This is a genomic window from Bacteroidota bacterium (assembly GCA_016715945.1).
Taxonomy (GTDB): Bacteria; Bacteroidota; Bacteroidia; order Bacteroidales; family F082; genus JALNZU01.
In genome coordinates this window covers 571613-585729 of the sequence record JADJXJ010000003.1, presented here as the reverse complement: position 1 = coordinate 585729, position 14117 = coordinate 571613, and the positions used below count along the sequence as shown (strand labels likewise).

Annotated in this window: 11 protein-coding genes and 4 pseudogenes; all 15 read left to right on the top strand. The window is 37.3% G+C overall.

Annotation, left to right across the window (positions count from 1 at the left end; translation table 11 throughout):
- The first annotated feature begins 36 nt into the window (after nt 1-36).
- The 15 genes and pseudogenes from IPM52_12815 to IPM52_12745 all read left to right on the top strand — a co-directional run bounded on the left by IPM52_12815 (nt 37) and on the right by IPM52_12745 (nt 14048).
- Nucleotides 37-1407, top strand: coding sequence for an IS66 family transposase (locus IPM52_12815; protein ID MBK9292487.1), 1371 nt, complete (start codon nt 37-39; stop codon nt 1405-1407).
- 267 nt (nt 1408-1674) lie between these two features.
- Complete coding sequence (locus IPM52_12810; protein ID MBK9292486.1) at nt 1675-1884, top strand: helix-turn-helix transcriptional regulator; 210 nt, start codon at nt 1675-1677, stop codon at nt 1882-1884.
- On the top strand, nt 1881-3881 hold the full coding sequence (locus tag IPM52_12805) for a site-specific DNA-methyltransferase (GenBank protein MBK9292485.1): 2001 nt from the start codon (nt 1881-1883) through the stop codon (nt 3879-3881). The genes IPM52_12810 and IPM52_12805 overlap by 4 nt, the downstream gene beginning before the upstream one ends.
- 1 nt (nt 3882) lies before the next feature.
- Nucleotides 3883-6756, top strand: a complete 2874-nt coding sequence (locus tag IPM52_12800) for a type III restriction-modification system endonuclease (GenBank protein MBK9292484.1) — start codon at nt 3883-3885, stop codon at nt 6754-6756.
- A complete protein-coding gene (locus IPM52_12795) occupies nt 6749-7123 on the top strand; it encodes a hypothetical protein (GenBank protein MBK9292483.1) in 375 nt (124 codons plus the stop codon). Before IPM52_12800 ends, IPM52_12795 begins: the two co-directional genes overlap by 8 nt.
- A 24-nt stretch (nt 7124-7147) precedes the next feature.
- The gene (locus IPM52_12790) at nt 7148-7960 is read left to right on the top strand and encodes a hypothetical protein (GenBank protein ID MBK9292482.1); all 813 of its coding nucleotides are present in this window, start codon (nt 7148-7150) and stop codon (nt 7958-7960) included.
- Entirely contained in the window at nt 7957-8496 is a 540-nt protein-coding gene (locus tag IPM52_12785) for a DUF488 domain-containing protein (GenBank protein ID MBK9292481.1), read from the top strand. Before IPM52_12790 ends, IPM52_12785 begins: the two co-directional genes overlap by 4 nt.
- Nucleotides 8496-8975 carry a DUF488 domain-containing protein gene (locus IPM52_12780; GenBank protein MBK9292480.1) on the top strand — a complete coding sequence of 160 codons (480 nt, stop codon included), beginning with the start codon at nt 8496-8498 and terminating at the stop codon, nt 8973-8975. Before IPM52_12785 ends, IPM52_12780 begins: the two co-directional genes overlap by 1 nt.
- 152 nt (nt 8976-9127) lie before the next feature.
- Entirely contained in the window at nt 9128-9901 is a 774-nt protein-coding gene (locus IPM52_12775; GenBank protein MBK9292479.1) for a hypothetical protein, read from the top strand.
- Between the two features lie 248 nt (nt 9902-10149).
- Nucleotides 10150-10653: a DUF1648 domain-containing protein gene (locus tag IPM52_12770; GenBank protein ID MBK9292478.1), complete on the top strand. Its 504-nt coding sequence runs from the start codon at nt 10150-10152 to the stop codon at nt 10651-10653.
- 333 nt (nt 10654-10986) lie between these two features.
- Nucleotides 10987-11358 carry a DUF805 domain-containing protein gene (locus IPM52_12765; GenBank protein ID MBK9292477.1) on the top strand — a complete coding sequence of 124 codons (372 nt, stop codon included), beginning with the start codon at nt 10987-10989 and terminating at the stop codon, nt 11356-11358.
- A 173-nt stretch (nt 11359-11531) separates the two neighbouring features.
- Nucleotides 11532-12129 (top strand): annotated as a pseudogene (locus tag IPM52_12760) (Crp/Fnr family transcriptional regulator).
- Between the two features lie 122 nt (nt 12130-12251).
- Nucleotides 12252-12668 (top strand): annotated as a pseudogene (locus tag IPM52_12755) (SRPBCC family protein).
- 198 nt (nt 12669-12866) lie between these two features.
- Nucleotides 12867-13447, top strand: a pseudogene (locus tag IPM52_12750) (Crp/Fnr family transcriptional regulator).
- A 139-nt stretch (nt 13448-13586) separates the two neighbouring features.
- Nucleotides 13587-14048: pseudogene (locus IPM52_12745) on the top strand (SRPBCC family protein).
- The last annotated feature ends 69 nt before the right edge of the window (nt 14049-14117 follow it).

The window sequence follows — 14117 nt, the reverse complement described above, 5'->3', positions numbered from 1 at the left end:
TAGCTGCTCAAGCATGAACTTGCCCAGCTCAAGCGTATGCTATTTGGTGCAAAGAGCGAACGGTTTGTGGCTGCCAATCCCAATCAACTAACCCTTTTCGAGCTGCCGGAACCTCAGAAACCGGAGCCCCAGACCCAGCAAATAAACTACACCCGTACAAAAGCCGGGCAAAAAAACAAGCAACAACCGCTTCGTCTTGAACTTCCGGCCCATTTGCCACGCAAACAGCAGGTCATCGAACCACAGAACCTTCCTGAGGGCGCCCGCTTCATTGGTAATGCCATCACGGAGGTACTTGAATACGAGCCTGGCAGCATCTATGTCAGGCAGATTGTGCGCCCCAAGTATGTGCTTGGTCAGAACCAGGAACAAACACAGATAGCCATAGCCGAGCTTCCGAGCCTGCCTATCGAGAAAGGTAATGCCGGCGCAAGCATGTTGGCTCACCTGATAGTGAGTAAATACGCAGATCACCTGCCATTTTACCGTCAGGTACAAATGTTCAAACGTCAGAAGCTTCAGTTGTCAGAGTCAACCATCAACGGATGGTTCAGCGCCAGCTGTCAGTTGCTTGAACCGCTATACCATAGCCTTGTGGCAAAAGTTCAATCCTCGGGCTACCTTCAGGCCGATGAAACGCCCATTGCAGTATTGACAAAAGACAAGCCGGGCTCAACACACAAAGGTTACCTCTGGGTGTACCACGATCCGATGGAGCGCCTTGTGGTATTCGACTACCAAGCAGGGCGCGGACGCGAAGGCCCGGAGAAGTTTTTGAAAGACTTTAGCGGAGTGCTTCAAACCGATGGTTATGCAGCATACAACGGATTAAGACTCAAAGGCCATATCTTGCAACTTGCCTGCATGGCACATGCCAGACGCAATTTTGAAAAGGCATTGGATAACGACAGCCAACGGGCTGAAACTGCCCTGTTGCTTATAGGCAAGCTATACCAGATTGAGCGCATGGCAAAAGAGAATCACCTGAACCATGATGAGATAAAAATCCTCAGACAGCAACAGGCCCAACCTGTGCTTGAGCAGTTGCATCGGTGGCTCAGTGAGCAACATGCCTGTGTCTTGCCCAAAAGCGCCATTGGCCAGGCCATCACTTACATGTTGACCCTTTGGCCAAGACTGATAAGATACCTCGATGACGGACGATATCAAATGGACAACAACCTGATTGAAAACACCATACGTCCTGTAGCCCTTGGCCGAAAAAACTATCTGTTTGCAGGCTCGCATGAGGGAGCAAAGCGCGCAGCCATGATTTATTCCTTGTTAGCCACTTGCAAACTCAATGAAGTAGAACCTTTTGGCTGGCTCAGCCATACCCTCGAGGTACTTCCAGACCACCCGGCCAACCAACTGTACAAACTACTCCCAATAAAAAATCCAAAATAACAAGCAACACGCTCGTGGCCGAAGGGTTACGTATTTTTTATTTTCCACACCGCACATTTTTTTTAATTCAATTTTAGCCAGCCGCACAAATGGCACATTGGCTTTTGCTCCTACCGCACAAGCCAAACCCTTCGGCAAAAGTCAAAGAGCCATTTTTTGCCAACGCACCTTTGAGAATGTTGAAAATATTTTGATTACTTTTTATCTTGCAAAATGAGATACAAAATATTTTAAAACTATATTTGCGACTTGACATCATTTGAACAAATGAACAGAATAAAAGAAGTGTTGGACGAAAAAGGCATCAAGCAGACTTGGCTTGCCGAGCAATTAGGCAAAAGCTACAATATGGTAAATGCTTATGTGCAAAACAGACAACAACCACGAATTGAAGTGCTTTTTGAAATCGCTGAAATTCTTGGCGTAAATGTAAAGGAACTATTGATTGACAACGACATTAAAAAGAACAAGAAATGAGCAAGGAACAAAAAATAACGAACAACATAAAAGTGCCAAATAAAGATTTGGAAACTTTGAAAATTCATTTCCCGCATTGCTTTGACAAAGACGGAAATTTTCAATTAGAAAAATTCAAAAATAATCTAACTGAAAAGGAAGTAAGTTTTTCTACCGAGAGTTACGGTTTAGACTGGTTAGGCAAAAGCTACGCAAGACTTTTGGCGAGCGACCCTGCCACCACTTTGCTAAAAGCAGACGAAACTCATAATAGCAAACCCGAAAACGCTAATTCTGAAAACTTGCTCATAAAAGGCGATAATTTGGAAGTGCTGAAACACCTTGCCAATGCCTATTACGAACAAGTAAAAATGATTTACATAGACCCGCCTTACAATACAGGCAGCGATGGATTTGTGTATAACGATGACAGAAAATATACCGTAAAAGAACTCCAAAACCTGATTGGCATTGACGAAGAAAAAGCAAAACGCATTTTAGATTTTACACAAAGCAATAGCAACAGCCACAGCGCTTGGCTCACCTTTATGTACCCACGACTTTACATTGCAAAACAACTTTTAAAAGATGATGGAGTAATATTTGTTTCGATTGACGACAACGAAGTGGCACAACTGCGGTTGCTTATGGATGAGATTTTCGGGGAGGAGAATTTTGTAACAATATATAAATGGAATAAAACATCAACACCTCCAAGCCTATCAAGAAAAGTAAGACAAAAATATGAATTTGTTTTATGCTTTGAAAAAAGGAGTAATAACAAAGTTTTTGATGGTGGCATAACGGATGGTGGAGATATGCCTTTGCTTAACGATAGTAATAACATAGGAATACTTCAATTCCCAGCGGAAAAAGTAAACTTCAAAATAAAAGGTGAATATAAAAAAGGTATTTATGATAGAGTTGAACTCTTAACTGACATTCAAATTATTAATGGAAAAGCAGATAAGGATTTTAAACTCAAGGGACCATTTAAATGGACACAAGATAATTTAATCGAAGAAATTGATAATGGAACAATATTTCATATTAAATCTGATAAATTTGCTATTCGCTATGAAAAAGAAGGGGAGCGTATAAAAGTACCTGCTGATATTATTTCAAAAAAAGAATGTTCTGTTGGAACTAACGAAGACGCTAATAAGGAGCTATATGGGTTGTTTCAAAAAGATGGATTATTTAATTATCCTAAACCGACAACACTAATTAAATATTTGTGTAAGTTTAAAACTGAAAATAATGACCTCATCCTCGACTTCTTCGCAGGCTCCGGCACCACAGGCGATGCGGTAATGCAACTCAATGCCGAAGATGGCGGCAATAGGAGGAAATTTATTTTGGTGCAACTGCCCGAAGCAATAGACCCAAAGAAAAACAAAACGGCTTACGATTTTGTAAAAGATGAATTGAAAGCCGAGCCTACCATATTTGAAATAACCAAAGAGCGTTTGCTGCGAGCTGCCAAAAAAATAAATGCAGGCTTAGACGAGAAAATTAAAAAGCTACAATCAGAGATTCAGACCGAAGAAACCAAAGCCGAAATTGAAAAATTAGAACGGCTAAAAAAGCAAAACACTTTCAAAGTTTTTCAAACTACTCCCATTTGGGAAGATTACAACTTTGAAGCCGAACAGTTTGACCCATCGCAAACCCTTTTTGATGCAGGCAAACTCACCGAAGACGACATCAAAGCATTACTGACTACTTGGAAAACGTATGACGGTATTGCATTGACACAAGATTTAGAAAGTGTTGATTTAAGCGGTTACACCGCTTATTACGGCAATGGCAGATTGTATTTAATGAACAAAGGCTTTACCACAAACAACCTTAAAGCATTATTGGAAAAGATAGATACGGACAAACATTTTGAACCTAAAAGCATCATCGCCTTTGGCTATCACTTGGAGAGCAAGAGTTTACGAGAGATTTCAGAAAACGTAAAAACTTACAACAACAAGAAAAAAAGCGACATTGACTTTATAACAAGGTATTAATATGAAGGGATTTAATTTTGAGAAGAACCTAAACCATCAATCACACGCAGTAGATAGCACTATTGCGGTGTTTGAGAATATTAGCCTTGTTCAGCCCACAGAAGCGGATAAGAATTACATCAATCCTGCATTTAATTTTTTAAGCGATTGGGCTTATCCACAAAATTTAAGAGCAGTTCAAGAAAGTAACGGTATTGACGAAAAAATAAAACGTAACAGTAACATCATTGATATAATGATGGAAACAGGAACAGGTAAAACTTATACCTACACCAAAACAATTTTTGAACTCAATAAAAACTACGGCATTTTCAAATTCATAGTAGTAGTTCCAACCTTATCCATCAAAGCAGGAACGATTGACTTTTTGAGATCGGACAGCAGCCGTGAGCATTTCAAGGAACAATATGGCAAAACGCTTCATTTGCATATTGTAGAAAGTCAGAAAAACAGCAAGAGTAAAAAATCATATATTCCTCCTGCTGTTACAAGTTTTGTTAATTCGGGCAATTTTGAGAAAAACAGCATTCAGGTTATGATTATCAACGCAGGTATGATTAACTCTGAAACAATGCAAAAGAGTTTTGACAAAGGTTTGTTTGACAAATACACTGTTCCGTTTGATGCCATTGGAGCAACGAAACCTTTTATGATTATTGACGAGCCACACAAATTTGGGCAAGGCAATAAAACTTGGGAGAATATTCAGAAAATGAAGCCCCAGTTTATTTTGCGTTATGGTGCAACTTTTCAAGGTTATGAAAACTTGATTTACACTCTAACAGCCGTTGATTCATTCAACAGAAATTTAGTGAAAGGCGTAATCGGACACATTACTGAATTTAATGCAGGTGAAAACGCAATCGTAAAATTTATTGATTCAGATGGAACAGAAGCCAGTTTTGAATTGATTGAAAATGAGAGACGAAAAACCGTAACAGTTTCTAAAAAAGAAAGTCTGAAAAAGATACATCCTGAAATGTCTGACTTGGGAATTGAAAATTTGAATAAAAGCACGGTTGTATTAACCAACGGCTTAGAAATGAAAAAGGGCGATAAAATCAACCCTTATTCTTATGCTGAAAAGTTGCAGGAAACAATGATTCAAAAGGCAATAAAACACCATTTTGAAATTGAAAAACAGCTATTGACAAGAGAAGTGAAGATTAAACCTTTAACGCTTTTCTTCATTGACAACATAGACGAATACCGAAATAAAGAAGGATATATCCGAAAAACTGTTGAGCAATACATCAAAGCAGAAATTGAAGAATTGCTAAAAACAGAAAAGGATGCTTTTTACAAAGCCTATCTTGAAAAGACATTGCTTGACCTTTCGGCAACACACGCAGGATATTTTTCAAAAGACAATACCGAAAAAGACGAAGCCATTGAAAAAGAGATAAACGAAATTTTGCACGACAAGCAAGCAATGCTAGACTTGGAAAATCCAAGACGATTTATTTTTTCAAAATGGACGTTGCGTGAAGGTTGGGACAATCCCAACGTATTTCAGATTTGCAAACTCCGAAGCAGTGGCAGTGAAATTTCAAAACTTCAAGAAGTTGGGCGTGGTTTACGTTTGCCAGTGAATGAATATGGCAATCGAGTAAAAGATGAGCAATTTTATTTGAACTACTTTGTTGACTTTACCGAAAGCGACTTTGTAGATAAGTTGGTGAGTGAAATCAATCAGAAATCAGGAGCAATTTCTATTGAACAAGTTCCCGACAAACTCACTGAACAGATGATTAAAAAGATTTGTGAACTATACGAAACTACCGAAGATGAACTTTTAGAAGTATTGGACACAAACAATGTAATAACAAGAACAAACTCATTCAAGACAGGCGGTTTTGATTTTATAAAACAGAACTATTCACGAATATTTGAAGGCGTTAATTCTAACAAGGTTCGCAAAGCAACCGACCCTAAAAAGAAAGTAGTAGTCAGAACAGAGAAATACCAAGAACTGAAAGACCTTTGGGAAAAACTGAATGAAAAAGTAATCCTTGAATACAAGTTTGACAACGAAGCAAATTTCAAAACGCTGTTTACCGAATTTCTGAAAGCCCAAAAAGACAACTTTACTTCTGATGGAATTAACGAGAGAATTTCAAAAGTAGAAATCAAGGACAACAAAGCAATAGCAAGCGAACCTGAATCGGTTTACAACCGCAAGACTTCAACTATTTCAATTTTGAAATACAGCGACTTTTTGAAAGAACTTTCAAAAATTCTCAACATAAACATTACAACACTACATCAATCCATCATTGACGCAGGCACAGACATAAACAAGTATCTCAACCAAACGACATTAAGGGTTATCAAACAGAATTTTGACTTTTTCTTAATGACCCAAGCCTTTGACAAATATTCGATTGAATATAAAAAGGTTTCAAACAGCATTCATCCGACCAAACTAACAGACGAGAAAGGCAATGTGCTAAAAGAAATTTCTGCATCTGATGTTGGTGTGTTGTTTTCAGACGAAGATGTGGCAGACTCATACTTCTTTGAAGAATTGTATTACGATTCTGACTTAGAAAAAACAAACATCAAAACAGAAATTAAGGAAGTGATTGTGTTTACCAAGATTCCGAAGAACTCAATTAAAATTCCCGTTGCAGGTGGCAAATCATATTCGCCAGACTTTGCTTATGTGCTAAAGTTTAAAGACGGAGAGCAAAAACTAAACTTCATCGTAGAGACAAAAGACGTAAACAGTAAAGACGGTTTGCGTGACGAAGAAAAATTCAAAATAAAACACGCTGAAAAATTCTTTGACGGCAAAGTAAAAATTGAGTTCAGGACACAGTTCAGCAACAACAAAATAGTTGACTTAATCAAAGAACTTGCAGTTGATGAATAAACAGACAATAACAAGCCAACGCACAGGTGTAAGCACATTTGCAAGCCCCGCAAGCCCAAGCACAGGGCAAAGCTTGCAAAAGAGCTTACACCTTTCCCACCCTGAAAAAATTGAATTAAAAAAATTTCCCTACCCTTCTGAAAATAAAAAATACGCATCCGCAAAGACCAACACGACAAAGACAGTTAAACTCAATATAGACAACGGTTTGCAGACACGGACGACAGAACACCAGCAGCCAACAGCGGTTTGGCGTAATGGCGGGGGACGTGGTAAATTGAACAGTAGTTTTTCAAATCAACATTTGTGCTTGGTTGACAGTGAAGTGCTCCGAATGCCGCCACTACGCCAAGCTGCGAACCGTTAGCGGTAATTTTAAAAGACAACACAGATGCCAGTTACACAAACAAATTGCATAGCCTGCGGACAACGACTGACGACACCAATTCTTTCAAATGCTGGTGTTCTTTGTAATACTTGTGCCCGACAAGGACTATTCAGAAAACAGATAATTATTACAGGAATTACCCGTATGAACCAGGGTAACATTTGTGTAAGTGGAATTGACCCTCAAACTTGGCGTTTTGTTAGACCGTTGTTTCAATCAGGACTGCAAAGAGACTTTACACTTGACGGAACGACACAGGTAATCAGTCACTTTAATCTTGTTGAAATTGGATTTAGACACTACCGACCAGAACAAGTTTATCATACTGAAGATTGGATAATTAATGAGAACTTTGCACCAAGATTTATACGACATTTATCTGACCAAGAAATTGTGAATGTGTTAAACAGAATGGCTATATCCGACTTGAACCAAGCAATGCAACCTCAGGACAAATCCTTATTCATTGTAAAAACAAGACAGATTTTGCAAATGTGGGATGAGATTAGCTTTGGAAAATTTAAAGTCCGTATGACATTTATTGATAATGCAGGAACAGTTCATAACGGTGTGCCTGTGACGGACTTATTAACTTTGGCATTTGTCAAATATCAGAAAAGCAGAAACAATAGCAACTACTCGACCGAATTAATAAGAGCATTTAACGCAAATCCTAACCGGTATATCCGAATTGGTCTGACAAGACAATTTCAAGGTCAATACTGGAAACAAGTTACGGCAATAATAACAGTCCCTGATTTGTTTAACGGACGTTCTTTTTCATTTTATGAAAATCAAATTGGCGACCAAGTATGATTTACTCAATAGGACACGGGAATAAGAATTTTGAAGATTTTTTGAAAGAACTCAGTTCTTTCAATATAAGGTATTTAATAGATGTTCGGACAAGTCCTTACTCGAAGTATAATCCTCAATATAACCGTGAATTATTAAAGAATAATTTAGAAGCAGCTAATATCACTTACGTTTATATGGGTGATAACCTTGGCGGTTTGCCTTCTGACCGTTCTTGTTACATAGATGGCAAAGTGAGTTATGACCTTATCAAAGACAAGGAATTTTTCAAAGAAGGTTTAGCACGTTTAATTAAAGCATACGAGAAAGATATTAACGTAGCAGTTATGTGTAGTGAAAGTAAACCAGAAGAGTGTCATCGCAGTAAGTTAATCGGACAGGAACTACTGAAAAAAGGTATAACAATTCAACATATTACTGAACCTGACAAAACAAAAGACCAATTTACAGTAATGAATGTATTAACAAAAGGTAAAGGTGTTGTTGACCTTTTCGGCAATGAAACAAGTTTCACATCAAGAAAAAAATACGAATAATGGAATTTTTTACAATAGGAGTATATAACTCCACAGAACAAGAATTTTTCAACAAATTAGTTGAAAACAAAATTGACACTTTCTGCGACATTCGTCAAAGACGTGCAGTAAGGGGTTCGAAATATGCTTTTGTAAATAGCAACAGACTTCAAAAAAAATTGGCGGAACTTGAGATAAAATATGGTCACGTTTTTCAATTAGCACCACCGAAAGAAATCCGTGAATTGCAAAAACAAGCTGACTTGCAAAAAGGCGAACTAAAAAGAGAAAGACAGGAATTAGGTGAAGTATTTTCATCTGAATATAAACAAAGGATACTTGAAAAATTTGATTTCGACACCTTCATTGAAAACCTTGAAAATGTTGGAGCAAACAGAGTAGTTTTATTTTGTGTGGAAGAACATCCAGCCGCTTGCCATAGGTCAATCGTTTCTAAAAAACTGCAAGACAAATATCATTACAAAGTGACACACATATGAAAGAAAAACTACCGCTAACAGCCGTTTGCCGCAATGGGGGCTGACGTGGTTAAATCAAGTGCAGTGCTTCTATCAAAGTTTGTGCTTGGTTGACAGTGACGTTCTCCGAAATCCCCCACTGCGGCAAGCGGCAAAACGTTAGCAGTAATGGTATGAAAGACATTAACGACATATTATATAGTGAAAAATGGGAATTAGTTCTTGCTGAAATTAAGAACAATAGAAACCTTATTCACAAACTTGACAAAGTTGACTTAGCTACAAATAGATACTATTATCAGCTAAATGAAAATCAAAAAGGTGAATATGGAAAACGACTTGGAAAACTTCCTGACCTGATAAAACTTATTGACTATTGTAAAGCAAACGGAATGGTTGGAGAGACAATACCCCAGGCAACAGCCTTTCAACAATTCGACCAAATAAAACATTTACTTTTAAACGGTCACAATATTGACGAAGAAGATTTTGGAGAAACAACTGGGCTTTTGATTGCAGCAGCACTCAACGATATTAATCTTGTCCAATTTTTTTTAAATAATGGAGCGTTTGTTTCGTACTTTAACCAAGACAATTATGAAGCAATAGACCTAACTTCTTCAAATGAAATTATTGAATTATTAGCGGCTCATGGCGGAAGAACGAAAGAACAAAGACGACAAGATTATTATGAGTATTGTGATGCAAGAGAGAAACTGAACATACTTAGAGAAATTAATCTATCATTTATGAAAGCAGCAGAGAAAGGGGACATAATTAAAATGGAAGAAGCTTTGAAGAAAAGTTCAATGGATTTTATGACTTTGAATTTTGCTTATCCAATTAATGGTTGGACTGCTTTACATTATGCTGCAAAAAATAATGACAAAAAAACTTTTGATTTTTTTAGTAAGCAAAGGTATAGACACGACAAAGAAAAATATTGACGGCTTGATTGCAAAAGAATTAGCAAAATCATTAGGACACAATGAAATTTGAAATAACAACGACAGACAGAACCACTACTGCTAACAGCCGTTTTGCAAAAGCGGGGGTTTCGTGCTTCTATGAAAGTGAAGTGCTAAATTCAAGCTTTGTGCATCTAGTGAAGTTTAGTGCTGAAAATCCCCGCCTTCGCAAAGCGGCAAAACGTTATAGCCAATGCCACGAACGACCGTACAAAAATTGAAAAGTTATGAACGAAAGACCGAAAATTAAATTAGAACTTACGACAACCGACAAGACATTTGAAATCCTTGGTTGGATTTCTATTCTTGCAATTTGGATTTTGACAATTACAAACTATACAAACTTGCCCGACAGAATTCCTATTCATTACAATGGTGCAGGACAAGCAGACGGTTTTGGCGGAAAAGATAACATTTTGACTTTGCCATTAATTGCGACAGTTCTTTTTGTAGGGCTGACAATCCTAAACAAATATCCACACGTTTTTAATTATCCGACCAACATAACCACAGACAACGCACTACGACAATATACAAATGCGACAAAAATGATAAGATATTTAAAGTTCATTATTGTTGTAATCTTCGGACTAATTTCGTTACAGACAATCAGAAATGCAAACGGACAAACAAGCGGACTTGGTGTTTGGTTTTTACCATTGACATTAGGACTGATTTTTATACCGATGACCTACTTTTTAATAAAATCATTTAAGACGACAAAGCAATGACGACAAAAGGCACTGGCTATAACAAGGTATTGCCAAAAGCGGGGCTGAACGGCTTCGATTGGACTTATGTGCAAGGTTCAGCTTTTGTTCTTCGATTAAACTTTTGTGCTAAAAGTCCCCGCCTTCGGCAATACCCTGCCCGTTATGGGCAAGTTTATTAAAAGACAACCAAACGAAAACCGACAGACAAGAGAACCACCAAGGGACAACTTTGATAGTTCTTAAAAATTATTTTGTAAAATTGATAAACAAAAGTGGAGACCAGAAACCACTTAAAAAACGGGGCGAAACCGAAAAGCCAGACGAGTAGGAAAACTAAATAAAGGCAAAATTATGAATTGGTATTTAAAATGTTTAAAACAGTACGCTGATTTTAGCGGAAGAGCAAGAAGAAAAGAATATTGGATGTTTGTTCTATTCAATATGATTTTCGCAATTGTCGCAATGATTATTGACAATGTTGTCGGAACTGCAAGTCCAGAATTGGGTTATGGAGTGTTTTATGGTTTGTATGTTCTTGCAGTATTTATTCCAGGATTAGCGGTTGCAGTTAGACGATTACACGATGTTGGAAAAAGTGGATGGATGTTCTTTATTGTCCTAATACCGTTAGTCGGAGCAATTTGGTTATTAGTTTTAATGGTGACAGACAGTCAACAAGGAACTAACAAATGGGGCGAAAATCCAAAAGAGATTACAGCATAAAATAATGAAAACCAGCCCATAACAGCGTGTATGTGACAATAGCGGGTGAAGTGGTAAATCGAAGGTCTGTGCTTCTAAGAAACTTTGTGCTAAACGGACAGGAAAGTGCTTCTAATCCGCTACTGCACATACACGCAAACCGTTATATGCCATTTTAGAACGACCTAACAATAATGACAGAATTAGAAAAATACATACAGACCTATTTTGGTGTTAACAAAGACGACTTGACTAAGATAAGTTCGTTTTCAAACCTGTGACTTTAAAAAAAGGGCGACTATTTTCTCAAAAAGGGCAGACATTCGGACAGACTTGGTTTCGTTCAGACAGGTATCTTAAGAGAATTTGTGTTTATTGACAACAAGGAAGTAACTAAATGGATTTCAACAAAAGGCTATTTTGTAGTTGATTTATTAAGTTTTATGTTTGAGCAACCAGCTCGTTGGAATATTCAGGCTTTAACCGATTGTGAACTCTATGTTATTGACAAAAATGACCATCAAAAAAATTGCACAAATTATTCCATATTGGTCTGAGTTAGAAAAATTTTTCATAGGTAAATGCTTTACAGTTTTAGAAGACAGGGTTTTGCAACACATTTCAATGACAGCAGAGGAAAGATACAATCAACTTTTCAATTTCAATAAAGAATTGTTTAACCAAGTGCCATTACAATATTTAGCTTCAATGCTTGGTATGGCGCCTGAAACATTAAGCAGACTAAGAAAAAAAAAACGGCTGGCAGAACTTCTTGATTTTTATCAAGAGTAAGGCTTGATTTTGTGCATACTTTGCATCGTTAAATACTAACATCAATGTCCACAAAATCAAATTTACTAACCGTAATTGGCTTCATAATTTCAGTGAGTTCATTTGCACAAAGCAATTCACACATGAAAAGTATCCATGACCACGCACCAGTAAAGTGCAGCAAGACCATCACTATCAACGCAAGTAGTGAAAAAAGTTTGGGCAGTATTGACCAATATTGACAATTGGGCAACTTGGCAGGCTGATATCAGTAAATCAAAATTGAATGGAGAATTAAAACCAGAAACTACATTTGATTGGAAAACTGGTGGAGCAAAAATTCATTCAACTTCTTCACACCGTTGAGCCGTATAAAAACTTCGGCTGGACAGGAAAATCTTTTGGTATGTTTGCTATTCACAACTGGACATTAGCAGAAACTAACTGGACAAACCAAAGTTTCAGTTGACGAAAGTATGGAAGGCTTCCTGCAAAACTTTTTGAAAAAGTCATTTAATAAGAACTTAGAAAAAGGTATGCAAAAGTGGCTTGATCTTTAAAACAAGAATGTGAAAAAGAAACGCGACAGAAAGAAAACGGCATATAACAAGGGTTTTGCGTCAGGCGGGGTGACGTGCAAACTTGGAGCTTTGTGCTTCTATTTAAGTTCAATGCTGGTTGACAGTTTTTCGCTCTGAAACCCGCCCGAACGCAAAGCCCGAAAACGTTATATGCCATTTTAGAACGACCTAACAATAATGACAGAATTAGAAAAATACATACAGACCTATTTTGGTGTTAACAAAGACGACTTGACTAAGATAAGTTCGTTTTTCAAACCTGTGACTTTAAAAAAGGGCGACTATTTTCTCAAAAAGGGCAGACATTCGGACAGACTTGGTTTCGTTCAGACAGGTATCTTAAGAGAATTTGTGTTTATTGGACAACAAGGAAGTAACTAAATGGATTTCAACAAAAGGCTATTTTGTAGTTGATTTATTAAGTTTTATGTTTGAGCAACCAGCTCGTTGGAATATTCAGGCTTTAACCGATTGTGAACTCTATGTTATTGACAAAATGACCATCAAAAATTGCACAAATTATTCCATATTGGTCTGAGTTAGAAAAATTTTCATCAGGTAAATGCTTTACAGTTTTAGAAGACAGGGTTTTGCAACACATTTCAATGACAGCAGAGGAAAGATACAATCAACTTTTCAATTTCAATAAAGAATTGTTTAACCAAGTGCCATTACAATATTTAGCTTCAATGCTTGGTATGGCGCCTGAAACATTAAGCAGACTAAGAAAAAAAAAAACGGCTGGCAGAACTTCTTGATTTTTATCAAGAGTAAGGCTTGATTTTGTGCATACCTTTGCATCGTTAAATACTAACATCATTGAACCACAAAATCAAATTTACTAACCGTAATTGGCTTCATAATTTCAGTGAGTTCATTTGCACAAAGCAATTCAAAATGAAAAGTATCAATGACAACGCACCAGTAAAGTGCAGCAAGACAATCACTATCAACGCAAGTAGTGAAAAGTTTGGGCAGTATTGACCAATATTGACAATTGGGCAACTTGGCAGGCTGATATCAGTAAATCAAAATTGAATGGAGAATTAAAACCAGAAACTACATTTGATTGGAAAACTGGTGGAGCAAAAAATTCATTCAACTCTTCACACCGTTGAGCCGTATAAAAACTTCGGCTGGACAGGAAAATCTTTTGGTATGTTTGCTATTCACAACTGGACATTAGCAGAAACTAACGGACAAACCAAAGTTTCAGTTGACGAAAGTATGGAAGGCTTCCTTGCAAAACTTTTGAAAAAGTCATTTAATAAGAACTTAGAAAAAGGTATGCAAAAGTGGCTTGATCTTTTAAAACAAGAATGTGAAAAGAAACGCGACAGAAAGAAAAACGGCATATAACAAGGGTTTTGCGTCAGGCGGGGTGACGTGCAAAACTTGGAGCTTAGGCTTCTATTTAAGTTCAATGCT

Bases quoted from the DNA above. Each gene is read 5' to 3' on its own strand.
- IPM52_12800 (MBK9292484.1), top strand. From the start codon at position 3,883: ATGAAGGGATTTAATTTTGAGAAGAACCTAAACCATCAATCACACGCA.
- IPM52_12815 (MBK9292487.1), top strand. From the start codon at position 37: ATGCTATTTGGTGCAAAGAGCGAACGGTTTGTGGCTGCCAATCCCAAT.
- IPM52_12775 (MBK9292479.1), top strand. From the start codon at position 9,128: ATGAAAGACATTAACGACATATTATATAGTGAAAAATGGGAATTAGTT.
- IPM52_12795 (MBK9292483.1), top strand. From the start codon at position 6,749: ATGAATAAACAGACAATAACAAGCCAACGCACAGGTGTAAGCACATTT.
- IPM52_12780 (MBK9292480.1), top strand. From the start codon at position 8,496: ATGGAATTTTTTACAATAGGAGTATATAACTCCACAGAACAAGAATTT.
- IPM52_12805 (MBK9292485.1), top strand. From the start codon at position 1,881: ATGAGCAAGGAACAAAAAATAACGAACAACATAAAAGTGCCAAATAAA.
- IPM52_12790 (MBK9292482.1), top strand. From the start codon at position 7,148: ATGCCAGTTACACAAACAAATTGCATAGCCTGCGGACAACGACTGACG.
- IPM52_12810 (MBK9292486.1), top strand. From the start codon at position 1,675: ATGAACAGAATAAAAGAAGTGTTGGACGAAAAAGGCATCAAGCAGACT.
- IPM52_12765 (MBK9292477.1), top strand. From the start codon at position 10,987: ATGAATTGGTATTTAAAATGTTTAAAACAGTACGCTGATTTTAGCGGA.
- IPM52_12785 (MBK9292481.1), top strand. From the start codon at position 7,957: ATGATTTACTCAATAGGACACGGGAATAAGAATTTTGAAGATTTTTTG.
- IPM52_12770 (MBK9292478.1), top strand. From the start codon at position 10,150: ATGAACGAAAGACCGAAAATTAAATTAGAACTTACGACAACCGACAAG.